General features: G+C 49.6%; 21 protein-coding genes. 18 read left to right on the top strand and 3 right to left on the bottom strand.

What is annotated here, in order from left to right:
* The first annotated feature begins 17 nt into the window (after nucleotides 1–17).
* The 16 genes from B9A14_RS13420 to polX all read left to right on the top strand — a co-directional run bounded on the left by B9A14_RS13420 (nucleotide 18) and on the right by polX (nucleotide 15,374).
* On the top strand, nucleotides 18–1,028 hold the full coding sequence (locus tag B9A14_RS13420; protein WP_084666367.1) for a zinc-dependent alcohol dehydrogenase: 1,011 nt from the start codon (nucleotides 18–20) through the stop codon (nucleotides 1,026–1,028).
* Nucleotides 1,029–1,044: 16 nt separating this feature from the next.
* On the top strand, nucleotides 1,045–1,806 hold the full coding sequence (gene kduD, locus B9A14_RS13415; protein ID WP_084666366.1) for a 2-dehydro-3-deoxy-D-gluconate 5-dehydrogenase KduD: 762 nt from the start codon (nucleotides 1,045–1,047) through the stop codon (nucleotides 1,804–1,806).
* A gap of 25 nt (nucleotides 1,807–1,831) precedes the next feature.
* Nucleotides 1,832–3,376 carry a gluconokinase gene (locus B9A14_RS13410; RefSeq protein ID WP_084666364.1) on the top strand — a complete coding sequence of 515 codons (1,545 nt, stop codon included), beginning with the start codon at nucleotides 1,832–1,834 and terminating at the stop codon, nucleotides 3,374–3,376.
* Nucleotides 3,377–3,519: 143 nt separating this feature from the next.
* Nucleotides 3,520–4,494: a phosphoglycerate dehydrogenase gene (locus tag B9A14_RS13405; protein WP_084666362.1), complete on the top strand. Its 975-nt coding sequence runs from the start codon at nucleotides 3,520–3,522 to the stop codon at nucleotides 4,492–4,494.
* A 115-nt stretch (nucleotides 4,495–4,609) separates the two neighbouring features.
* Nucleotides 4,610–5,515 (top strand): phosphogluconate dehydrogenase (NAD(+)-dependent, decarboxylating), encoded by a 906-nt coding sequence (gene gnd / locus B9A14_RS13400; protein ID WP_084666360.1) that lies wholly within the window; start codon nucleotides 4,610–4,612, stop codon nucleotides 5,513–5,515.
* 114 nt (nucleotides 5,516–5,629) lie between these two features.
* Complete coding sequence (gene infC / locus B9A14_RS13395) at nucleotides 5,630–6,139, top strand: translation initiation factor IF-3 (RefSeq protein WP_084666358.1); 510 nt, start codon at nucleotides 5,630–5,632, stop codon at nucleotides 6,137–6,139.
* 20 nt (nucleotides 6,140–6,159) lie between these two features.
* Entirely contained in the window at nucleotides 6,160–6,357 is a 198-nt protein-coding gene (gene rpmI / locus B9A14_RS13390; protein ID WP_084666356.1) for a 50S ribosomal protein L35, read from the top strand.
* A 40-nt stretch (nucleotides 6,358–6,397) separates the two neighbouring features.
* On the top strand, nucleotides 6,398–6,763 hold the full coding sequence (gene rplT, locus B9A14_RS13385) for a 50S ribosomal protein L20 (protein ID WP_084666351.1): 366 nt from the start codon (nucleotides 6,398–6,400) through the stop codon (nucleotides 6,761–6,763).
* Nucleotides 6,764–6,768: 5 nt separating this feature from the next.
* Nucleotides 6,769–7,419 carry a potassium channel family protein gene (locus tag B9A14_RS13380; RefSeq protein ID WP_084666349.1) on the top strand — a complete coding sequence of 217 codons (651 nt, stop codon included), beginning with the start codon at nucleotides 6,769–6,771 and terminating at the stop codon, nucleotides 7,417–7,419.
* A gap of 20 nt (nucleotides 7,420–7,439) precedes the next feature.
* Nucleotides 7,440–8,210 carry a TrmH family RNA methyltransferase gene (locus B9A14_RS13375; protein WP_084666347.1) on the top strand — a complete coding sequence of 257 codons (771 nt, stop codon included), beginning with the start codon at nucleotides 7,440–7,442 and terminating at the stop codon, nucleotides 8,208–8,210.
* Between the two features lie 20 nt (nucleotides 8,211–8,230).
* A complete protein-coding gene (locus B9A14_RS13370) occupies nucleotides 8,231–9,565 on the top strand; it encodes a TrkH family potassium uptake protein (protein ID WP_084666345.1) in 1,335 nt (444 codons plus the stop codon).
* 82 nt (nucleotides 9,566–9,647) lie between these two features.
* On the top strand, nucleotides 9,648–9,740 hold the full coding sequence (locus tag B9A14_RS18150; protein WP_340631036.1) for a YqzL family protein: 93 nt from the start codon (nucleotides 9,648–9,650) through the stop codon (nucleotides 9,738–9,740).
* 68 nt (nucleotides 9,741–9,808) lie between these two features.
* Complete coding sequence (gene pheS, locus B9A14_RS13365; RefSeq protein ID WP_084666343.1) at nucleotides 9,809–10,837, top strand: phenylalanine--tRNA ligase subunit alpha; 1,029 nt, start codon at nucleotides 9,809–9,811, stop codon at nucleotides 10,835–10,837.
* A gap of 44 nt (nucleotides 10,838–10,881) precedes the next feature.
* Complete coding sequence (pheT, locus tag B9A14_RS13360; RefSeq protein WP_084666341.1) at nucleotides 10,882–13,305, top strand: phenylalanine--tRNA ligase subunit beta; 2,424 nt, start codon at nucleotides 10,882–10,884, stop codon at nucleotides 13,303–13,305.
* A 54-nt stretch (nucleotides 13,306–13,359) separates the two neighbouring features.
* Nucleotides 13,360–13,638, top strand: coding sequence for a cell division protein ZapA (locus B9A14_RS13355; RefSeq protein WP_084666339.1), 279 nt, complete (start codon nucleotides 13,360–13,362; stop codon nucleotides 13,636–13,638).
* Nucleotides 13,635–15,374 carry a DNA polymerase/3'-5' exonuclease PolX gene (polX, locus tag B9A14_RS13350; protein WP_084666337.1) on the top strand — a complete coding sequence of 580 codons (1,740 nt, stop codon included), beginning with the start codon at nucleotides 13,635–13,637 and terminating at the stop codon, nucleotides 15,372–15,374. Before B9A14_RS13355 ends, polX begins: the two co-directional genes overlap by 4 nt.
* A gap of 70 nt (nucleotides 15,375–15,444) precedes the next feature.
* Here the strand turns inward: polX and B9A14_RS13345 are convergent, their stop codons facing one another.
* Nucleotides 15,445–17,205 carry an alpha amylase N-terminal ig-like domain-containing protein gene (locus tag B9A14_RS13345; RefSeq protein WP_084666335.1) on the bottom strand — a complete coding sequence of 587 codons (1,761 nt, stop codon included), beginning with the start codon at nucleotides 17,203–17,205 and terminating at the stop codon, nucleotides 15,445–15,447.
* Between the two features lie 314 nt (nucleotides 17,206–17,519).
* Between B9A14_RS13345 and B9A14_RS13340 the strand changes: the two genes are divergently transcribed.
* The gene (locus B9A14_RS13340) at nucleotides 17,520–17,855 is read left to right on the top strand and encodes a nucleotidyltransferase domain-containing protein (protein ID WP_269456780.1); all 336 of its coding nucleotides are present in this window, start codon (nucleotides 17,520–17,522) and stop codon (nucleotides 17,853–17,855) included.
* 207 nt (nucleotides 17,856–18,062) lie between these two features.
* Nucleotides 18,063–19,796, top strand: coding sequence for a sigma-54-dependent Fis family transcriptional regulator (locus tag B9A14_RS13335; RefSeq protein ID WP_084666331.1), 1,734 nt, complete (start codon nucleotides 18,063–18,065; stop codon nucleotides 19,794–19,796).
* Nucleotides 19,797–19,867: 71 nt separating this feature from the next.
* Here the strand turns inward: B9A14_RS13335 and pdxA are convergent, their stop codons facing one another.
* Together pdxA and B9A14_RS13325 are read right to left on the bottom strand one after the other, a co-directional pair.
* On the bottom strand, nucleotides 19,868–21,052 hold the full coding sequence (gene pdxA / locus B9A14_RS13330; RefSeq protein ID WP_197686519.1) for a 4-hydroxythreonine-4-phosphate dehydrogenase PdxA: 1,185 nt from the start codon (nucleotides 21,050–21,052) through the stop codon (nucleotides 19,868–19,870).
* A complete protein-coding gene (locus tag B9A14_RS13325; protein ID WP_084666329.1) occupies nucleotides 21,019–22,296 on the bottom strand; it encodes a four-carbon acid sugar kinase family protein in 1,278 nt (425 codons plus the stop codon). The genes pdxA and B9A14_RS13325 overlap by 34 nt, the downstream gene beginning before the upstream one ends.
* Nucleotides 22,297–22,389 lie beyond the last annotated feature (93 nt).

The following is a 22,389-nucleotide window of genomic DNA, read 5'->3' as shown; positions in this document are numbered from 1 at the left end:
TTAAGGAGGCTTTACCCATGAAAGCAGTGGTTTATGAAGGGCCTAGGAGACTTGAGGTTAAAGATGTACCAGTTCCCCAACCGGGGCCGGGGGAAGCGCTCTTAAAGGTATTTTACGGTGGCCTTTGTGGTACTGATATGCATATTTACCATGGGGTCCATCCCCGGGCTAAGCCTCCTCTCATTATGGGACACGAATTTTGCGGTCAGATTGTAGCTCTAAATGGCGAAGCTGCCGGAGTGAAGGTAGGGGATAAGGTGGTTGTAGAGCCCCTGCTCTCATGTGGTAAGTGTGCAGCGTGTCTTTCGGGCTATTATCACGTCTGCGCTAACCTGGGATTGCTGGGCATCGACAGAGACGGGGGTTTTGCCGAGTACGCTCTGGTACCTATTAGCAGAGTTCACAGGCTTCCTCAAGATATGCCTATGCTGGAGGCTGCGCTAGTTGAGCCAGTAGCGGTGGCTATTCACGCGGTCCGTATGTCTAGACTTAAGATTGGCGATATAGTAGCCATACTCGGGGCGGGCCCCATAGGTACCTTAGTAGCGGAGACATGCAGGGCGTCGGGGGCAGAAGTGATTATTACCGAGGTGGCTCCGGAGCGCTTAGAAAGGGCTAGAGCTCGAGGGTTTTTGGCCCTTAATGCGCTTGCGCAGGATGTGGAGGCTGAAGTAAGGGCGGTCACGTGCGGAAAAGGAGTTGACGTAGTCTTTGATGCAGCAGGGGTGCCGGCTACGGCGGAGCTTAGTACTAGGATTGTAAAAGTTCGGGGGCAGGTTGTGGTGGTGGGGGTCTTTAATGAACCTCCACCAGTGGATTACCGTACTGTCAGTTTTCGGGAGTTAGACATAATTGGGGTTAGGGTTTATAACTTCGAAGATTACCAGATTGCGGCGGATATGATTTACAAGAGGAAGATAAAGGTGGACGGTATAGTTACCCACATATTTAAGTTAGAGGAGGCTGAAAGGGCTTGTGAGATAATGGAAAGAGGGGAAGGAATGAAGATCCTTTTTAGGTTGGATTGAGTATGTGGGGGTTTAGATGATGTTAGATTTGTTTAGTCTACATGGCAAGGTAGCCATAGTTACTGGGGCTAGCCGGGGGATAGGACAGGCTATTGCGGTTGGGTTAGCCAGGGCAGGAGCCGACCTAGTAATTACGAGTCGTGGTGGGTTGGAGGAAACTGAAAGGAAAATTGTGGAGGCTGGGAGGAAATGTTTGAAAGTAAACGTCGATCTATTCGATCTTTCTAGAGCTAAAGACCTCATAATAGGCGAAACTATGAAGACCTTTGGGCGGCTGGACATCCTGGTAAATAATGCCGGCATACAAAGGCGTAATCCGGTTCTAGAATTCACGGAAAAGGATTGGGACGAAGTGATCCAGATAAACTTAAAGGCCGTCTTCATCTTAAGCCAGGCAGCTGCCGCTATTATGAAAGAAAACGGTTGGGGCAAAATAATCAACCTCGCCTCCATGCTATCCTTCCAGGGAGGCTATACGGTTCCAGCTTATGCGGCCAGCAAGGGTGGTGTGGCCCAGTTGACTAAGGCCTTTGCCAATGAGCTAGCTCGATATGGGATAAATGTGAACGCCATTGCCCCGGGTTATATTGACACAGAAATGAACAAGGCGCTAATACAGGACCAGGAACGCAATAGGCAAATCTTAGAGAGGATACCCGCCGGCCGGTGGGGGAAGCCGGAGGACTTGGTAGGGGCAGCCATTTTCTTGGCTTCCCATGCTTCGGACTATGTAAATGGTCATATTTTGTGTGTTGATGGTGGGTGGCTGGCGAGATAGAGAGTAGAGGAGGGTAAAGTTTAAATTGAGAGAGCTCTATTTCCTCGGTTTAGATATAGGTACCGGTGGGTGTCGGGCAGGACTTTTCGACCTTAAGGGAAGGCTCATAAGCCTTGCCACAAAGGAATATCCGTTGATCCAGCCCAGGCCTGGATGGGCTGAACAGGAACCGGAAAAGGTTTATGAAGCTGCCTGCCGGGCGGTAACGGAGTGCGTAGAGCTTTCAGGGGTAAAAACCCCCAGCATCGTTGGATTGGGCTTAAGCTCCGTCTTTCACAGCCTTATTTTGCTCGACCGGCAAGGAAACTGTTTAAGCAACGCTTTAATCTGGGCAGACACCCGGAGTTTAAAGCAGGCTGAATTCCTTAAAGGCGACGATAATGGTTTCCAGATTTACAGCCGGACCGGCTGTCGCGTGCATCCCATGTATCCCTTAGCCAAGATCTTGTGGTTTAAAGAGGAAAGGCCGGAGGTATTCCGGGAGGCTGCCAAGTTTATTTCCCTGAAGGAGTATATTCTGTTCCGGTGGCTGGGTCGGCTGGTAATTGACCAGGCGGTGGCTTCTACTTCTGGGCTTCTCAATATCCATTCTTTGCGCTGGGATGAAGAGTGCCTGGATGTCTTAGGTATTAAGATGGAAAGCCTAAGTGAAGTAGTTCCACCCCAAGAGCTGGTGGGAAGGCTTAAAGGTGAAGTAGCCCGAGAACTGGGCTTGCCAGAAGGCTTGCCAGTAGTAATAGGCGCTGGCGACGGCATGTTATCCAACTTAGGATCGGGAGCTTATGGCCCCGGGCAGGTAGTGGCTATGGTGGGGACCAGTGGAGCCATAAGAGTGTTTGAGAATAAGCCGCTTATTGATCCCCAAGGCCGTACCTGGTGTTATGCCTTCACAGATAAGTACTGGGTAGTGGGTGGGGCCATAAACAACGGCGGCATAGTCTACCGTTGGTTCCGAGACAACTTAGCCGAGAAAGAAGCTGAGGAAGCTCTTAAGAAAGGCATAGAAGCCTATGAAATCTTGAATGAGCTAGCGGCTAAGGTGGGGCCGGGTGCAGGAGGGTTGATTTTCCTGCCCTTCCTCACGGGGGAGCGAAGCCCTCACTGGAACCCCGAAGCCCGAGGGGTAATCTTCGGGCTGGGCTTACACCATGGTAAGCCCCACTTGGTACGGGCCCTGATGGAAGGTGTAATCTATCGTATGTACAGTGTTTTTGAGGCTATTGTGGATCTGGTAGGCGAACCTCAAGAAGTGCGGGCAGCAGGCGGGTTTACCCGCTCCCAAGTATGGTGCCAGATTATGTCTGATGTGTTCGGGTACCCAATTAAGTTACCAGAAGTAACCGAAGCCTCCGCCTTCGGAGCTGCCTTGATGGCCATGTGGGGTTTGGGTTTCATAGAGGGGATAGAAGCGGTAGGAAGGATGGTAAGGGTTAGGGAGGAAATAAAGCCCCGGGAAGAAGCCCGGAAAGCTTACCATGAGCTCTACGGTCTGTACCAAGATCTGTACTGGAGGCTTAAAGAGCAGTTTTCCCGGATAGCCGCGTTTCAGAGGCACCATAACCCACATTAAACGCGGACATCTTTGCACCATCTCCCCACCTTTTCCGCTTTCCCTCCGCCTTTGTGATGGAAAGCACAATAAAGTAAGATTTAACAAAGTACAATAATGGTTCGCCAAGAAAGTATCAGAGATTGGGGAGGTAATCGTCTAAGGTGGCTAGTTTAAACGGGAAAGTGTTTGTCTCTGCCCTTTCTTTTTCTCGCTATTCATCAGAACCCAGGAGGCTTCTAGAGGAGCAAGGTCTTGAACTTATCTTGAATGATACAGGCCGGCCTTTGACAGAGGTTGAAATGAAGGAAGCCTTGAGACGATGGCAGCCAGTGGCACTCATTGTGGGCGTGGACCCTGTAACCTGTGAGGTAATGGAGGTGGCCACGCAGCTAAAAATTATAGCCAAGCACGGGGTAGGTGTAGACAATATCGATATCCCTGCTGCCCAAAGGCAGGGTATTGTAGTGACCAACGCGCCAGGTAGTAACGCCCAGGCTGTGGCTGATCTCGCTTTCGGGCTTCTTTTGGCTTGTACCAGAGAGATCATTTTAGCTGATAGAACTACACGGCAGGGCCGGTGGGATAGATTTGTGGGGGGGGAGGTATGGGAGAAGACCCTGGGTATTATTGGGACTGGGAGAATAGGGCTGGCGGTAGCACGCCGGGCGCGCGGCTTTAATATGCGCATCCTAGCTTATGATCCTCGGCCTAATTTGGAGGCTACCAGTGAACTGGGGATAGTTTATACAGATCTGGAAAAGCTTTTACAGGAATCTGATTTTATAAGCCTCCATGCGCCCTTGACTGAAGATACTTATCACCTTATAAATGAAGGACGGCTAAGGCTTATGAAGAAGGAGGCTATCCTAATAAATACCGCTCGGGGGGAATTAGTGGACGAAGAAGCTTTATATCGAGCTTTAAAGGAGGGTTGGATTAGAGGTGCTGGCTTAGATGTTTTTAGTGAAGAACCGCCGGTAGGTAGTCCTTTACTTGAACTAGATAACGTGGTAGTTACGCCCCATATAGGTGCTTACACCCGCGAGGCTAACTTACGGATGGGCTTAGCTGTAGCCAAAAACATTCTTAAGGTTTTGCGAGGGGAGAAAGCGGATTCTGAAGTAAATCCTACGTGAAAGCCCTTCCTTAAGGCGGGATCTATGTCTCAACATAGTAATCTTGGGTACTGAGAAGCTTCTACTGCTCGCTTTTGAGGGAAATCATCAAATTAAGATAGGAGGTAAGTTTGAAGTGCAAGTCGGCTTAATAGGTTTAGGCAAAATGGGGCTCAATTTAGCACTTAATATGCGTGACCATGGCCATGAAGTCATAGGTTATGCCCGGACTAAAGAGACGGTGGATCGGGCTAAGGGAGAAGGTATTAAGGGAGTCTATAGCCTTGAGGAGTTGGTGAAGAAGCTTATCCCTCCCCGGCTAATCTGGCTCATGGTACCGGCAGGAGAAACAGTAGATATGGTGATAAATCAGCTAATACCCTTCCTCTCAAAGGGCGACATTATTGTAGACGGGGGTAATTCCTACTACCGCGATACCTTGCGCCGTTATGAAGTTTTAAAAGCCCAGGGCTTGCGCTTTGCCGATATAGGTACCAGTGGTGGTATAGAGGGAGCCCGCTGGGGGATATGCGCCATGGTAGGCGCGGAGGAAGAGCTTTTCCAGTATCTTGAGCCTTTATTAAAAGATATAAGTGCCCCTGGCGGTTATCTTCATACGGGTCCCTGTGGTAGCGGCCACTTTGTAAAGATGGTGCATAACGGCATCGAGTATGGAATGATGCAGGCCATAGGAGAAGGCATGGAGATCCTGGCTAAAGGCCCTTTTAAACTAGACCTTCCTGCTATAGCCCGGGTATGGCGGCACGGCTCAGTTATCCGGGGCTGGCTTATGGACCTCACCGAAAGGGTCCTGTCCAAGAGTGGCGACCTTAAGGATATTAGGGATGTTATTCATCATTCAGGTGAGGGCCTGTGGACGGTGGAAGAAGCTTTGCGATTGGGGGTTCCAGTGCCGGTGATCTCTTTAGCTTTGATGGTACGGTTCCGTTCGGAACAGGAGGAGAGCTTTGCTGGGAAAGTAGTGGCAGCCTTAAGGCATGAATTCGGCGGGCACGAAGTAGAAAGGAAAGCACCATATTGACGGTACTTCGGGCCTTGTGCTATACTACCCCCGGAAGGAAAAGCCATCCGAAGCGGGTGGATAACCCCGCTTTCTTTTTGGCTAGGCGGCAATTTCTACAGGAGGTGACGAATTATAAGCAAGGACTGGAGGGTTAATGCAGAGATCCGGGCTCGGGAAGTGCGCTTGGTAGGTACTGATGGCCAACAACTTGGTATTATGCCTTTGAGAGAGGCGCTGCGTATAGCTCAGGAGCAAGGATTAGATCTGGTGGAAGTGGCTCCCCAGGCTCGCCCGCCGGTTTGCCGTATTATGGATTTTGGGAAATATAAATATGAACAGAGCAAGCGCGAGCGGGAAGCCAGGAAGAAGCAGCGCACGGTCGATATCAAGGAGATAAAGCTACGGCCCGGAATTGAGGAGCATGATTTTAAGGTAAAGGCGCGCAATACCCTCCGCTTTTTAGAAGATGGAGATAAGGTTAAAGTTACAGTTATGTTCCGTGGCCGGGAGATTTCCCATGCCGAGCTGGGCGAAAAGCTATGCTGGCGCCTAGCTGAGGAAGTGGCAGAGAGAGCCTCTGTAGAAAGGCCGCCTAAGCTGGAGGGACGTAACATGGTTATGATCTTGGCGCCTAAAAATTAGTCCAAGGGGTGGATTTTACTGTGCCTAAAATGAAAACCCACCGGGGAGCCGCTAAGCGTTTCCGCGTAACGGCCAGGGGGAAAATTAAGCATTCCCGGGCAGGGAAGAGCCATCTTTTAACCGGTAAAACGGCTAAAAGGAAGCGGCGCTTGAGTAAGCCAGCTATAGTTTCAGGGGCGGATCACCGGCGCATCGCGAGGCTCTTGCCTTATGCTTGAAGCCGAGGTAACGATAGGTAAAGGAGGGAAGACAAATTAGATGGCTAGAGTAAAACGGGGAGTGACTAAGCGGCGCCGTCATAAGAAAATACTTAAATTGGCTAAAGGCTATTATGGGGCTAAGTCGAAGCTTTTCCGGATAGCTAACCAGCAGGTTATGAAATCGCTGGCCTATGCTTATGCCCACCGGCGGAAAAAGAAGGGGGATTTCCGGAAGCTGTGGATCGCCCGTATTAACGCTGCGGCCAGGCAAAACGGGTTGACCTATAGCCGGCTAATTAACGGATTAAAGCAGGCTGGAGTAGAGATCAACCGGAAGATGTTGGCCGATATGGCTGTTCATGATGCTGCAGGTTTTAAGCAGTTAGTCGAGGTGGCTAAAGAAAACTTGGGAGTTGGTGTTTAAAATCTATGAAGCAATTTGCTGTTATTGGCCTTGGGCGTTTCGGGTCTAGTGTAGCCACTGCTTTGGCCAGGATGGGGTGTCAAGTCCTGGCTATTGATTCTGATGCGGAAAAAGTAGAAGCTATAATGGACGAGGTCACCCACGCCATCCAAGCTGACGCCCGGGATGAGGAAGCCCTTAAAGCTGCTGGTATCCGGAACGTAGATGTAGCTATTGTAGCCATCGGGGAGAATGTGGAAGCTAACATTCTCGTTACTTTAATAGTTAAGGAGCTAGGGGTAAAGTGCGTAGTGGCTAAAGCCCTAAACGACCTTCACGCTAAGGTCCTGGCCAAGATCGGGGCGGATAAAATAGTGTTCCCTGAGCGGGATATGGGGGTGCGGGTGGCCCGTACCTTGGCAGCTGGGAATGTATTGGAACATATAGACCTTTCACCTGATTATAGCATTGTGGAGATCGCTGCTTCCCACCGGCTGGCGGGAAAGACTTTAGGCCAGCTTAATTTAAGGGCTAGACACGGTATTATGGTGGTGGCCATTAAACATGGGGATAATATTGTGGTAGCCCCAGGTGCGGAGGACGTGGTAAGGGAGGGCGATATATTAGTCCTCATCGGTCCCACCAAAGTCCTAGAACGATTGGAGGAGAGAGAATAACTCCCGATAAGTATTTAAAGTTGGCGCACTCCCTAAAACGACGTTCCCGGCGGGAAAAAACAGGGCTTTACCTCCTGGAAGGGGAGCACTTGGTCCTTGAAGCTTTACAATCGGAAGCGGAGCTAGAGGTAGTATTGTATGATAGGGAGTTTGCTGCTTCCTCCGAGCATACGAAGCTTTTAAAGCGGTTAGCCCGGGCTGGTTACCGGTGCCTGGAAGTACCTAGTCCGGAGCTCAACCGGGCAGCTGCTACAGTTACACCACCGGGGATTCTGGCCATCGCCCGGCAACATAAAATCAATTTGGAGAGCCTGCTGGCTAACCAGGAGGTTTTTTTATTGGTGGCTGATGGCGTACAGGATCCTGGCAATTTGGGGACTATGCTGCGTACAGCGGCTGCCGCTAGATGTACAGGGGCCCTTTTGACTACTGGAACTGTGGATCCTTATAATGAAAAAGCAGTACGCGCAGCTATGGGCGCCCTTTTTTACTTGCCCGTAGTTACTGGGCTAGGGCCAGGAGAAGTTGTAAAGCACCTGGAAGGCCGGGCTAAAATCATAGTGGGGCACGTAGCCGGTGAGGTTTTCTATCACGAATGTGATTATAGGGGTAGCCTGGCTTTGGTAGTGGGAAACGAAAACCGCGGTCCCAGCCCAGAAATCTTAGCTCAAGCTTATGCGCGGGTTAAAATCCCCCTCTGGGGGCCTGTAGAGTCTCTAAATGTGGCTGTGGCGGCAAGCCTTTTATTATATGAGGCCGCCCGCCAGCGTTACAATTTGGGTACGGTTTAGGAGGTTAACCTTATAGGTTTATGCTGCGCCTCAACCCTACTCAAGTGGTGGTCCTAGGTTTTGCAGGGCTGATCTTGACTGGTGCTCTTTTTTTGATGCTCCCTATTTCTTCTGCTTCTGGTATCTGGACGGACTTTTTAACCGCTTTATTTACAGCTACTTCGGCTGTGTGCGTGACTGGCCTGGTGGTAGTGGATACAGGGACTTATTGGTCCTCCTTTGGGCAGATGATTATTTTGTTGCTGATTCAGATAGGCGGCTTGGGATGGATGAGCGTGGCCACCTTTTTGGCTTTAGTAGTACGTAAGAGGATCTCCTTACGAGAGAGGTTACTCCTCCAGGAAGCTTTAAATAGAGAAACTTTAGGCGGAGTAGTAGACCTTGCTCGAAGGGTTATTTTTATTACGGCAATTATTGAGAGCCTAGGTATACTGATTTTGGCGGCCAGGTTTACCCTAGATTTTGGTTGGAAAAAAGGATTATATTACGGCTTGTTCCATGCTATCTCTGCTTTTAACAACGCAGGTTTTGATGTTTTAGGAAAGGAGTTCGGCGAGTTCACGAGCTTAACCCATTATGTCGGGGACCCTGTAGTGAGTCTGACCGTGGCTACCCTCCTTGTTCTAGGTGGTCTCGGCTTCCCAGTTCTCATGGACGTAGTAAGGACTAAAAAGTTATCCCGTCTGAGCTTACATAGCAAACTGGTGCTCCTTACCACGGCATCTCTTATTATAGTGGGTACCGCCTTGATCCTGATTGTAGAATGGGATAATCCCCGGACACTTCATCCTCTAACCTTACCCGTGAAGATACTGGCGGCCTATTTCCAGGCTGTAACCCCCAGGACCGCCGGATTCAATACCATTGATATTGCCGGGTTAGAACCTGCTACCCAGTACTTGCAGGTAATCCTTATGTTTATCGGGGCCTCTCCCGCAGGAACCGGTGGCGGTATAAAGACGGTTACCTTTGCGGTGTTAGTGCTGGCCGTAGTCACTATAGTGCGGGGAAGGCAGGAGGTAGATTTTGGTGGTCGGCAGATCAGCTGGTTTAGGGTTTTTAAGGCCCTTAGCATAGCAGCTATTTCCTTCGCTTTGGTCAATGCCGTTACCTTTATACTTTTGATAACTGAAGGGAAAGGTTTCTTGCCCGTGTTATATGAAGTAACCTCGGCCTTCGGTACCGTGGGTCTTAGCACGGGTATTACCCCGGAGCTTAGCCCTATAGGCCGGTGGTTGATAATCTTTACTATGTTCGCTGGCCGGGTAGGGCCTTTAAGCCTAGCTATGGCTATTTGGCATAAACAGGCTAAAGTTAATGTTCACCTTCCCGAGGAGCAGGTGATTTTAGGCTAGCCAAGGGATGGCTCCTATGCTATAATCTATTTTGGGTTAGCCTTATACCAGGTACACAACCCTTGGGAAAGGTTGTGATACTGTGTTCCTGCCTGCGGAGTTTTTCTGGCGGCTTTTTGAGATGACAGGCTCCATAGCGGCCTACATCATCTACCGCAGGCTGGCCCTGCAGTGATATGCTATTAAATAATAGAAGTCTTCGTCCCAAGGGGGCGAGGGCTTTTTTTATGGGGTGAAAATGGATTGGAAACCTTAGAGGCTTTAAAGTCCTTAAAGGAAAGGGCATTGAGAGAGCTTGCTCAAGTTAAGGATTTAGAAGGATGGGAAGGTTTAAGGATAAAGTACTTAGGCAAAAAGGGGGAGCTCACCCAGGTTTTACGCGGTATGGGAAAGCTCCCACCTGAAGAGCGGCCGCGGGTGGGACAGCTAGCTAATAAGGTCAGGGAAGAACTAGAAGAAGCCTTAAGGCGGACCCGGGAGACCTTAGCCCGGGAGGAAAAGGAGCGCCGCCTGCGGGAAGAAAAACTAGATGTAACTTTGCCCGGACGGCCTTTACCGCGGGGATATTACCATCCCATCCACTTGGTCCTGGAGGAAATTAAAAATATCTTTATTGGACTAGGTTTTGCCGTGGCTGAAGGGCCGGAGGTAGAGACTGATTACTACAACTTCACTGCTTTAAATTTACCTCCGGAGCATCCGGCCCGGGACATGCAGGATTCCTTCTATATCACCTCTACGGTTTTGCTACGTACCCATACTTCTCCAGTTCAAATCCGGGTTATGGAAGCCATGCGGCCGCGCCTTCCTATCCGCATTATAGCTCCCGGGAAGGTTTACCGGCGAGATGACGATGCTACCCATTCACCCATGTTCCACCAGGTAGAGGGCCTAGTGGTGGATAAAAGGGTCACCTTCGGAGACCTTAAAGGAACCTTAATGACTTTCTTACGCCAGATGTTTGGTCAAGATGTAGGTGTGCGTTTCCGCCCCAGCTATTTCCCTTTTACAGAGCCCAGCGCCGAGGTGGATATTTCCTGCGTTATCTGCCAGGGAGAAGGTTGCCGCGTTTGTAAGCAGAGCGGGTGGCTGGAGATCTTAGGTAGCGGCCTGGTACACCCCAAGGTTTTAGAGATGGCAGGATATAACCCAGAGGAGGTTAGCGGCTTCGCTTTTGGGCTAGGGGTAGAGAGGGTGGCTATGTTAAAGTATGGTATTGATGATTTGCGGCTGTTTTTTGAAAATGATCTACGGTTTTTACGGCAATTTTAGTTTCAACAGAAGAGTTTTTGTAAAAAGATGAGGTGGTATGCGAATTGCGAGTACCTTATAGCTGGTTAAAGGAATATGTGGAGATAGAACTTTCGCCCGAGGAGCTAGCTCAAAAGCTTACCATGGCTGGCCTTCCTGTGGAAAATATAATCAACTTACATCCTGGTTTTAGCGGAGTAGTAGCAGGAAAAATAATAGCCATTGAGGAACACCCCCATGCTGATCACTTAAAGGTTTGCCAAGTGGATGTAGGCGGCAAGTACCTTCAGGTGGTATCTGGAGCTCCCAATATGGCTGTGGGCCAGTGGGTGGCAGTAGCCCTGGAGGGGGCCAGGCTACCGGGAGGCCGGGAGATACGCCGGGCTACTTTCCGGGGTGTGGATTCCTTTGGTATGTTATGTTCAGCCCAGGAGCTAGGGCTGGATACGAGCCTTGTAGCGCCTGAAGACCGGGAGGGTATTATTACTTTGCCTCCGGATGCACCCTTGGGGCAGGACGTAGCCCGAGTGCTAGGACTGGAAGAGATAGTCCTTGAGCTAGAGGTTACTACTAACCGGGCGGATTGCTTAAGCATCTTAGGTGTTGCACGTGAGGTAGCTGCTCTTACAGGTGCTCCAGTGAAGGAGCCTAATGTGGATCTTAGGGAAGAAAACCCTCCGGTAGTAGAACTCGCAAGTATAGAAATTGAAGCTCCTGATATGTGTGGCCGCTACGTGGCCCGGGTGGTGAGAAATGTTACTATAGGGCCTTCCCCTGGCTGGATGCAGGCCAGGCTGCGGGCCTGTGGGATGCGGCCTATCAATAATATTGTCGATATCACTAACTATGTAATGCTGGAGATGGGCCAACCCCTGCACGCCTTCGACTACGATTTGCTTAAAGGGAAAAAGATTATCGTGCGCCGGGCAAAAAGGGGAGAAAAGATAGTAACCTTAGATGGGCAGGAACGAGTTCTGGAAGAGAATTTGTTAGTCATCGCTGATAAAGAACGGGCTGTAGCTGTGGCAGGGGTAATGGGCGGATTAGAAACAGAGGTTACCAGGCAAACCAGGAATATTTTGATTGAGTCTGCCCACTTCGATGGAGTAGCCATTAGAAGAGCTTCACGCTATCTCTCTTTACGTTCGGAGGCCTCCTTGCGGTTTGAGCGAAGTGTAAACATAGAAGGAGCCCCCCGGGCTGCTGACCGGGCAGCAGAGCTTATGCAGAAGCTGGCCGGGGGTAGCATTGCCCATGGGCGGCTGGATTGTTATGTGGCCCGCAAGAGCCCGGTGACTATCCGGTTCCGGCCAGAGAGGGTAAATTATTTCTTAGGTACTGAGCTCTCCAGGGAAGAAATTAAGGAGATACTAGAGCGTCTTAAGCTTAAGGTAAAAGAAAAGAGCCCGGATACCTGGCAGGTGGAGGTGCCTTCCACCCGCGGTGACCTAACCCAGGAGATTGATTTGGTGGAAGAAGTGGCCAGGCTTTATGGGTACGATCGTATTCCCATCACCATACCCCCTGGTGTAGTACCAGGTGAAAAAAAATCCCGGCGCCAGGTATGGGAGGAAGCTGGCCAGGAAGCTGCTGTAGCTTGCGGCCTTACCCAGGTGATAACTTATAGCTTTATAAACCCCAAAATTTGGGATATATTACGGCTCCCCCCCGGCCACAAGTGGCGTAGAACCGTAGTGTTACAGAATCCCTTACGGGAAGAGCAGAGCATTTTAAGGACTACGTTGCTACCGGGACTCCTAGAGGTAGCGGCCCGCAACGCTAACCGTCGGGTTATGCCGGTGGCTATTTTCGAGCTAGGACGGGTCTTCATACCCCAAGGGAATGAATTGCCCCAGGAGCCCTTGCGGCTCGCCGGACTTGTCATGGGAACCCGGGAAAGAGGTTGGGACTGGCCACCGGTGGAAATGGATTTCTATTACCTAAAAGGTGTGGTAGAGGAGATTCTAGAACGGGTGCGTGTACCTAAGGTACGGTGGGAACCCACCACAGCTTATCCCTTCCTTCATCCTGGCCGGAGCGCAGAGATCTGGGTTTATAGGGACGCAATAGGCTTTGCTGGTGAGTTGCACCCCGACGTGCTAAGTGCTTTTGATTTACCTGCCCGAGCTTACATTTTTGAGTTAGATTGGGAAATCTTAATGGAGTTGGCCGGGGGGATACCCGCGTACCAGCCGCTTCCGAAGTTTCCGGCTGTAGAGAGAGATTTGGCGGTGGTGGTATCCGAAGAGGTTCCTTCTGAAAAGGTGCGAGAGGTTATTTTAGCCGCCGCAGGTCCTTATTTAAAGGAGTGCCGGCTCTTCGACCTTTACCGCGGACAACAGATAGGAGAAGGTAAGAAAAGCCTTGCTTTTACCCTAAGCTTCCAGCGTGAAGACCGGACCCTCACAGACGTAGAGGTAAATAGCATTATGCAAGAGATAGAGAAGGAGCTAGGCCGGCGTGTGGGGGCGGTACTCAGGCAGGAGTGAGTTTGTCCCCTATAAGGGGAAGGATTTTCAGCTTCTAAAGTGAGGTGGCACCTTTTGGCGGAAGCCAAGGCTAAAGAAGAAGGAGTAAACCGGATCCCCGTTACCATTTTTGATCAGGAATATATCCTTAAGGGTGCCGAGCCCCCCGAGTACTTGCAAGCTTTAGCTGCTTATGTGGACAGGAAGATGCGCCAGATCAGCGAGAGATGCCCCCATTACCCTCCGGTGAAAGTAGCGGTGCTTGCGGCGCTTAATATCGCAGATGAGTTAAACAAGATTCAGCAGGATTACGAAACCCTGATTAAATTAATCCAGGAGGAAAGAAAAGCTTGACCAACCTAGAGTTATCCTGGGCTTTGGAGGAGATGGGGGATCTTTTAGAGATAAAAGGGGAAGAACCCTTCAAAGTAAGGGCCTATCATAGGGCAGCCAGAATCCTGGAATCCCTAGAAGAAGAAGCAGCCCAGCTCCATGCCCGGGGAGAGCTGGAAAAGATTCCTGGGGTAGGTAAGAACCTGGCCAAAAAGATTGCGGAACTTTTAGAAACTGGCCGTTCCACTTTCTTAGAGAGGTTACGCCAGGAAGTTCCCCCAGGACTGCGGGATATGCTATCTATCCCAGGACTGGGAGCGAAATCTATTCGAACTATTTACCAGCACCTCAAAATAACTACGCTGGAAGAGTTAGAACAAGCTGCCAGAGAACGCAAGATTCGGACCCTCCCTGGCTTAGGAAGCAAAACGGAGTTGGCTATCCTACGCGGAGTGGATATGCTTAAAGAAAGCCGGGATAAAGTACCTTTAGGGGTGGCCCGGCCCCTGGCGGAGCTGTTTTGCCGACAACTTAGGGCCCTACCAGGGGTAGACCGGGTGGAAATGGCCGGAAGCGTCCGCCGGGGTTGCCCTATGGTGGGAGATGTAGATATCTTAGTAGGGATGGTTTCCGCAGAAGCTAACTCCCTTTTTGAAGTAATAGAGCGTCACCCCCAGGTGAAAGAAGTGATCAAGGTAGAAAATAACCACCTTTCTTTGCGCACCTGGACCGGGGTTAAGGTAGAGATCTTCGTAGTTCCGGCAGAAAAGTTTGTCGCTAGCTGGTTATACCTTACAGGTTCGGCCGCCCACCGGGAAGAACTTGGGATTTACGCTAAAGAGGCTGGGTTTTCTTTAGAGGATGCGGGCCTTCCCTCAAGGCTAGAGGAGGTACACGTTTTCTTGACCTCGGAAGAGGAATTTTATAGCCGCTTAAGTTTGCCCTTTATCGCGCCGGAACTGCGGGAGGGTAGGGGAGAGGTAAAGGTAGCTAAAGAAGGGCGCCTGCCCCGTCTCGTTACCCTGGAGGATATTAAAGGCGATCTACACTGTCACACCCGCTATAGCGATGGCCTCCATACTATAAAGGAGATGGTAGAGGCGGCCCGGGCCCGGGGTTATCGGTACCTGGCTATTACCGAACATTCCCGGTCTTTGGCTGTAGCCCGGGGATTAAGCCTAGAGCAGCTTCTGGCCCAGAAGGAAGAAATAACCCGGCTAAATGAAGAGTTAGAGGATTTTACTATCCTTGCGGGGATCGAGGTAGATATCCTCCCTGACGGGCGGCTAGATTACGAAGATGAGATATTAGCCCAGATGGATCTAGTTATAGCTTCCATTCATTCGGGTTTCCGTCAAGACGAAGAACAGATGATGGCTCGCCTGGAAGCCGCCCTACGCCATCCTTATGTAGATATCCTGGGGCACCCCACTGGTCGCATGTTGGGACGCAGGCCAGCCTATGCTATAAATTTGGAAAAGGTCTTGGAGCTGGCCGCCGAGACAGGTACTATCTTGGAGATAAATGCCTCGCCTGACCGTCTTGATTTAGATGAAGTAGCTGCCCGCCGGGCTAAGGAATACGGGATACCTTTAGCCATCAACACTGATGCCCATGATGCCGGCCGTCTGGAAGATATGGAATACGGGCTGGCTGTAGCCCGCCGGGCCTGGCTAGAACCGGAGGATATTGTAAACACTTGGGATTTAGATAGGCTCCTAAAGAGGCTTAAGCGTAACCGTCACTTGAAACTTTAACAGGGTTAACAAAAGCTATTGCCGAGGAAAAAAAGCGGAGTGTAAGTGGCCCTTATATCCCATATTTTATTTACTTCCATAATATAGCCCCGGAATTGGCTTCTAAAGGGATTATAAGCTGCCCTTTCTCTACTTCAAAGGACCGACCACTTAAGCCTTCCTGCCATATCTCCCCTTCGGTCAGCTCTAACTCCTCGGAAGCCAATATTACTGTTTGGGGGAGATCGCTGGCATTGAGCACTACTATAACTTTATCGTCTCCCAGGCGGCGGGCGTAAGCGTAGACTTCGGCTGTATCATCGGTCAGCAAAGGCTGGAAAAAGCCCCGCCTTAAGGGAGGTAACTGATGCCTTAAAGATATAAGCTGGCGGTAAAGACTAAGGAGGTCCTGGTTCCAGGCCTTAGGGTCCCAAGGCATGGTGCGGCGGCAATCCGGGTCAGGTCCGCCGGTCAAGCCCACTTCGTCCCCGTAAAAGATTAAGGGAGCGCCCACATAGGTAAACTGCAAGATCAAGGCCGGGCGCAGGTGAGATAGAGCTTCGGAAAGAGTCCCAGAATGACCAGGCAGCTCTTTTAATCCTTCCTGGAAGGCTGTGATCACCCGGGCAGTATCGTGGCTTCCCAGGAGGTTAAGTAGAGCAAAGTTGGCCGCTTCCGGGTAGCGAAGCCTTATAAGCCCTAAAAGGAAATCCAGCGTGGAAATGGGGAACCGGCGGCGGGCAAAGAAGTTTAGCACCAGGTCGCGAAAGAGATAATTCATCACGCCATCGAAGTAACGGCCGTTAAGCCAGAAACGGGCATCATGCCAGATCTCGCCTACAATATAAGCGTTAGGGTTAGTGGTCTTTACTTGCTGCCGGAACTCCCGCCAGAAAGAAGGCTCGACTTCGTTAGGCACATCCAGGCGCCAGCCATCTATACCAGCCTCCCGTAGCCAGTAAGTTCCTACCGCCAGAAGATAATCGCGCACTTCCGGGTTGCTCACTTTTAATTTAGGTAGGCTTGGTATATTCCACCAGCAGGCGTAGTTGGGTTGGGGTTCACTTCTTACAGGGAAGCTTTGGATATAGTACCAGTCTTTATAGGGAGACTCTGCGCCGTGGAGGAGGACATCCTTAAAGGCAAAGAATTCGGTACCCGTATGGTTAAACACTCCATCGAGTATAAGGCGTATCCCAGCTGCGTGCAAAGATTCTACCAGGCGGCGCAAAGTAGTGTTATCCCCTAAAGCAGGATCTACCTTAAAATAGTCAGTAGTGTTATAGCGATGATTGGAAGGGGAAGCAAAGATGGGGTTAAGCCATAGGGTATTAATGCCTAGAAACTTAAGGTAGGGGATCTTAAACCAGATACCGTCAAGATCGCCGCCGAAGAAGCTATCCCGGGTAGGAACCTCCTGCCAGGGTCGGGTACCAGGGGGATCATTCTCTGGATTGCCGTTATAGAAGCGATCCGGAAATATTTGATAAGATACGGCATCATAAATCCAGTCAGGCACTGTAAAAATATCCTGGGCTGTCCAAGAGAAGCTAAAGGCATGAAGGGTCTTTTGACTACCAGGAGCCATAATATATACAGGTTCTTCATCTTTGGCTAGGCATTGGAAGAAGTACCGGCAGCGCCAAGGCTTAGAGAGGTTTATTTCTGCCTGGTAATATAGGTAATGGGGTGTCCGGGCGTAGACATACATAGGGGCAACTTTGAACTCCTCACCGTCTTCATAGATGACTGAGCAGCGCTGTCCTTCCCGGCGGGGGGCTTTCAGCCTCAAAAGGAGCCTGTTGGGGCCTAGGGGCTGGCAGAGACGGAAGATCGGGCGGTGAAAGAACAAAGCTAGTCTCCCCTTTGGTGATGTGGCCTAATAAACAACCGCTTATCCACCATTATGAACGTATCTTTGCAAGATTGCAAGCTAGAGCGATTTTACTTTGCTCCTCCTAATAATACTACCAATGTGATTGACCGTCATCTGTTAACGTGTTATAACAAAGCCAGGAGAAGAGATTATCATTATTTCCATTAAGAAGGGATGAAAATAAACTTAGTAGATTTTGAGTTGGCCAAACGTTTGGGTAAAAACTCCAAAACAAAAGCGAACAATATTAAAAAAATTATTAAGGAACACTTAGCACAGCACCACTATATATAAAGTTTGCCTATATACATGGTTCCTTTTTGGAAGAACTGCCCATTCATGATATAGATATCGCTATTTATTTTGATAACTCTCTTTCCCTTGAGGAACAACTAGATTTGAGCTTAACGTTAGCAGCGGAATTAAGTCATAAGTTACAGCTACCAGTTGATGTGCATGCTTTAAATAAAGCTTCGATAGCTTTCTGTTATGAAGTTACCAAGGGTATCGTAGTTGTATCCAAGGATGAAGAAGCCAGATTAACTTTTGTAGAAAATACTTGGGAAAGATATTTTGATTTTGAGCCTTTAATAAAAGAGTCCTTGTTGGATATGCTTAAACCATAATATCTGTCCGCACTTTGTAATTAACCTGGCCGCATGTTGGGGTACCGACCACTCCAAAACCTTGTTATGCAGGGAATTGAAGTTATAATATTGAGCGACTATGGATTTGTAAGCGGGTGGAACTATTTAAGAAACTTAGAGTATAAAATGGGGTTCAGCAATTTGGACGACAGAATACTGAAGAAGTAGGAGGGATTAAGAGAGATTATGGCATTGAAAGGGGCTCTGATTGCGCCATACGAGGATCTATTGGAACTTGTTGAATACTTAAAAAGGAGAAGGAAATGGAACTTAGAAGTTGTGTTAGGTGATCTCTTTGAAGGGGTGAAGATTGCCCGTGAGTTGGTTGAGGATGGAGTAGCATTTATTGTAAGTAGGGGTGGTACGTTTGAGTTGATAAGAAAAGCTTTTACAGAGTATTTGGTCAGGGGAGGTAGGGTACCAATAATAGAAATTAAAGTGGATGCCGAAGACCTCCTTCAGGAGCTTTCTAGCTTGCGGCGGGATCATGGTCAAATGGCTCTGGCAGGTTTCGAGAATGTGATCCGAAGCTATCGTGGTCTGGCGAGATTCCTCGAATTACCACTGGACTACGTGGTTTTTAACGATCCAGAGAAGGTAGAAGAGCTAATCACCCAGGCAGCAAAGCGGGGAGTAGAGTTCTTCTTGACGGATACAATTGGTAGTAAAGTAGCGCGGAGTTTGGGACTTAAAGCGAGGTTAATAAGATCGAGTGACCGAGCTGTCATAGAGGCAGTAGAGATGGCCATATATCTGGCTGAAACCCGTGGATTTTCAGGGACTATTGCCGAAGGGGGAGCGGCTCTACCAGGTAGAGCAAGGGAAGAACTGGCGGATAGATCTTATTCTTATTTTGTACCTAAAATCAGGGCTAGAGAGAAATCTAGTGTCCCTCCGGAGGTTCCAACCGTTGCACGCTTTAGTTTTGAGGATATTGTTTATTCAAGCCAGATAATGGAGCAGGTTATCGAAAGAGCACGGATCTTCGCGGCCACGGATTCCCCAATTCTTATAACCGGGGAGACAGGTACAGGCAAAGAACTTTTAGCTCATAGCATACACCTGGCGAGTTCGAGGAGGAAAGGCCCCTTCGTAACGGTGGCCTGTGGGGCTATTCCTCCGAGCCTCCTGGCTGCTGAACTTATGGGGTATTCTGGAGGTGCCTTTACTGGCGCGAGGAGAGAAGGACGAATAGGTCTCTTTGAAGCGGCACACGGGGGGACTATTTTTCTCGATGAGATTCAAGACCTGCCTCTTGAGGTGCAAGGGATGATTCTTCGTTTTCTCCAGGAGGGTGAGGTACGGAAACTAGGAGAAAACCGGGTGTTTCGCCTAGATGTAAGGATTATTGCGGCAAGCAATCGCGATTTACTTTCTCTCGTGCGTGAGAGAAAATTCCGCCAGGATCTCTACTACCGGCTTAACGTACTCAACCTTCATATTCCACCCTTGCGCGAGAGGAAAGAAGATATCATTCCTCTAGCGTTTCATTTTCTTAGGCTATATGCGCGTCAGTTAAACAAAGACATTGTCAGGATCGCTCCTGAGGCCCAGGAAGCCCTTCTGACCTATGATTTCCCGGGAAATGTTCGGGAGCTGGCGGCTATTATAGAACGAGCCGTTCTTCTTTGCAATGGATCTGAAATCAAACCTCAGATGATAGAATTGCCAACTATTAAAACACCAAATAATTACTTTGTTGAGAGAAATGATTCTACTGGGCAACTCCCTGTATACTTCTCCGGCCCAGGAAATTATAACGAGAACCTAAGAGGGATACGACCTCTCCGGGAAGTGGAACGGGAGCACATCGTTAAGGTATATCAGGCGACTGGTGGGAATATAAAAGAAACGGCTCGCCTACTTGGGATAAGCCGAACTACATTGTGGCGTCGGCTTAAGGAATATCTTTTGTTATAATCGATCAGGCCCTTACGAAAAAGCGCTCCCTCCAACTGTTGGTCGGGAGCGCCAGCCCTTGTTGGGAAGAACTATTCTCCATAGTATAAGTGGCGATTTACTTCTTCCCAGGATGGAGCGAGACGGGCTGCCACCTTGACAGCTTGCATCAGACTTTTCTCTTTTGCGATTCCTTTCCCGGCAATGTCGAAAGCTGTTCCGTGGTCGACGGAAGTACGAACCACAGGGAGACCAACTGTAATATTGACCCCTTCATCGAAGTAAAGAGTTTTAAATGGGACGTGTCCCTGGTCATGGTACATGGCCACCACAAAGTTAAATTCTCCAGCCCTTGCTTTGGGGAAGAGAGAGTCGGCCGGCCATGGGCCGGTAACATTGATCCCTAAAGTTTTAGCGGCCTCGATAGCTGGCTTTATTATCCGGATTTCCTCATCACCGAATAAGCCTCCTTCCCCCGCATGGGGATTAAGACCAGCAACACCGATGGGTTTACTCTCCATATTCAGGGCTCTGGCCAGCGCAGAGGCGATCTGTATTCGTTCCAGAACTTTTTCCCGGGAGAGGGCTTTGGGGACTTCGCCTACAGCAATGTGAGTGGTAACATGGAGAACGAAGAGTCCCTCGTGGGCCAAGACCATACAATATTTCTCGCGGTTAAACAGCTTTGCTAATAGCTCAGTATGGCCAGGATAGGTGTAACCAGCCAGGTGCATTGCCTGCTTATTGAGGGGGGCAGTAACAATAGCGGCGATAAGGCCTGCTTTAGCCAACTGGCTAGCATAGGTTACGTAGGCCACGGCAGCGGCTCCCGCCTCTGCCGAAACCCTTCCTTTGACGATTGGGTTAATCAATGGGGAAGGGTCTAAAACGTTGACAAAAGGGAACTGGAACCGGGCCTGTGACAGGTCCTTAATTTCGTTGATCTCCAGCTGTCCAAAATTTTGCGGGAGGGTTTTTAGCTCCTCTTTTAAAGTTATCGAGCTACCAATAACTAGAGGAGAAGCAATTTCATAAATCTCCTGATGGCTAAGGGCTTTGAGGATTATCTCCGGGCCGATACCCGCCGGGTCGCCCATGGTGATGGCCAATACTGGGCGTGGGGAAAACGGGTTTAAGCTTTCCTTCTGCCAGGCTTCGCCTTTGGTTTGGCTTGATTGTTGATAGTTGGCCGTTTCGCTAGTTACAACATTTGGGGTGGTGTAAAACTGTTTCTTTTGGCCACTTAAAGGTTTCTTAGCTTGCCAACTGCTTCCCATAATACCTCTTTTCCTCCAAAACCACCAGCCTTGGTTACAACCGGGTAGTGGTTATATTTTCCCCCTACAAACCTGCCAATGGGTACTCCAGGTGAAACTTCAGCGAAGAGGTCCAAGCTTTTACTTCCAAAGGCCTTCATCACTGCGGTAGCGGTATCACCGCCAGTAAGGATAAAGCCTTTCACCGGGACCAATTCCAGGGTCAAGAGGGTTGCTTGAGCCAGAGCCAGAACGACTTTACCAGGAAGATCCGGTAATGAAAGACCAAGTTGGATAGCGGCTTCCTTTACTTTGGCTACCTCATCGGGTGTCCCGGGGGTAGTAAGGATGAGACCTTCAAGGTTAAAGGAATTGAGGATACTATCCAGTTCCCTTTTAAGAGAGTCCTGCCAAGAACTTTCATCCCTAAGATAGCTGATAGGGTTAATTGTTATAATCTTCCAGCCAGCCTTTTGGGCCACCACATCAATCTGTTCCCGTGACCGTGGATTAACCGAACCGCAAACCAAAAGCATTAGCTGTTTTGAGCGCTGGCGATAGGATGTAGCCCAGGAGCGGGCAACGGGGAGAGCCAGGCCTGCAGAACCGACATAAAACAGATTTACCCCTGAGAGACTGGCTCCAACTACGAGGCTTGTTAGATCTTGATCGCTTATGGCATCAGCAACAACGATCTTTATCTTTTTTTCTCTGGCTTCCCGTAAGAAAGAGGCAATTGCTTCAGAACCTTGACTTACGAGCGAAAGAGGAAGGTGGCCAACCTGATAACGGCTTTGATTAGACAGTAGAGCAGGGATATAGCTTTCCCTAACCGGGAAAACCGGGTCGTGGGCTAAGGCGGTACGCGATACAAGTTCGCCGTTTACGAGGAGATACCCGCCGACAACAGTCCGGCCGTTTGCTGGGAAGGAAGGACTGATCAGGGCAAGGTCGAAATCAAACTCATTCAGGAGGGCATCGATCTCTTGTCCGATGTTACCCCGCAAGGTGGAATCGATCTTCTTATAGATTCCAGTAACCCCAAGCTCCTTTAACCTACGACTTGCTTTTTGAACCCGGGTATAGGCCTCCGTTTCATTAACAGCCCGGGAATCGGTATTGAGAACGATAACCTCCACATCATTTGTAGGTTCCACGTCCGTCCACTGCAGAAAAACCCTGGTCTTAAAGCCAGTGTTAGCGAACTGGATGCCGGTATCTCCGGCACCAGTAAGATCATCAGCGATGACAGCTAAAAGTGACATAATGGTCCTCCTTCAACTCTTTTCCTAACGCTTTTACCTTATAGTTTGGACATGGATAGGTCAGTACGGAGACAAGCCCTTTCGAGAGAGATT

It is taken from the genome of Thermanaeromonas toyohensis ToBE, assembly GCF_900176005.1.
Taxonomy (GTDB): Bacteria; Bacillota; DSM-521; order Neomoorellales; family Neomoorellaceae; genus Thermanaeromonas; species Thermanaeromonas toyohensis.
The sequence above is the reverse complement of the archived record's forward strand: the minus strand, read 5'-3'. Positions and strand labels throughout refer to the sequence as shown.

Bases quoted from the DNA above. Each gene is read 5' to 3' on its own strand.
- kduD (WP_084666366.1), top strand. From the start codon at position 1,045: ATGATGTTAGATTTGTTTAGTCTACATGGCAAGGTAGCCATAGTTACT.
- pdxA (WP_197686519.1), bottom strand. From the start codon at position 21,052: ATGGGAAGCAGTTGGCAAGCTAAGAAACCTTTAAGTGGCCAAAAGAAA.
- B9A14_RS13325 (WP_084666329.1), bottom strand. From the start codon at position 22,296: ATGTCACTTTTAGCTGTCATCGCTGATGATCTTACTGGTGCCGGAGAT.
- B9A14_RS13370 (WP_084666345.1), top strand. From the start codon at position 8,231: ATGCTGCGCCTCAACCCTACTCAAGTGGTGGTCCTAGGTTTTGCAGGG.
- B9A14_RS13420 (WP_084666367.1), top strand. From the start codon at position 18: ATGAAAGCAGTGGTTTATGAAGGGCCTAGGAGACTTGAGGTTAAAGAT.
- rplT (WP_084666351.1), top strand. From the start codon at position 6,398: ATGGCTAGAGTAAAACGGGGAGTGACTAAGCGGCGCCGTCATAAGAAA.
- B9A14_RS13380 (WP_084666349.1), top strand. From the start codon at position 6,769: ATGAAGCAATTTGCTGTTATTGGCCTTGGGCGTTTCGGGTCTAGTGTA.
- B9A14_RS13335 (WP_084666331.1), top strand. From the start codon at position 18,063: ATGGCATTGAAAGGGGCTCTGATTGCGCCATACGAGGATCTATTGGAA.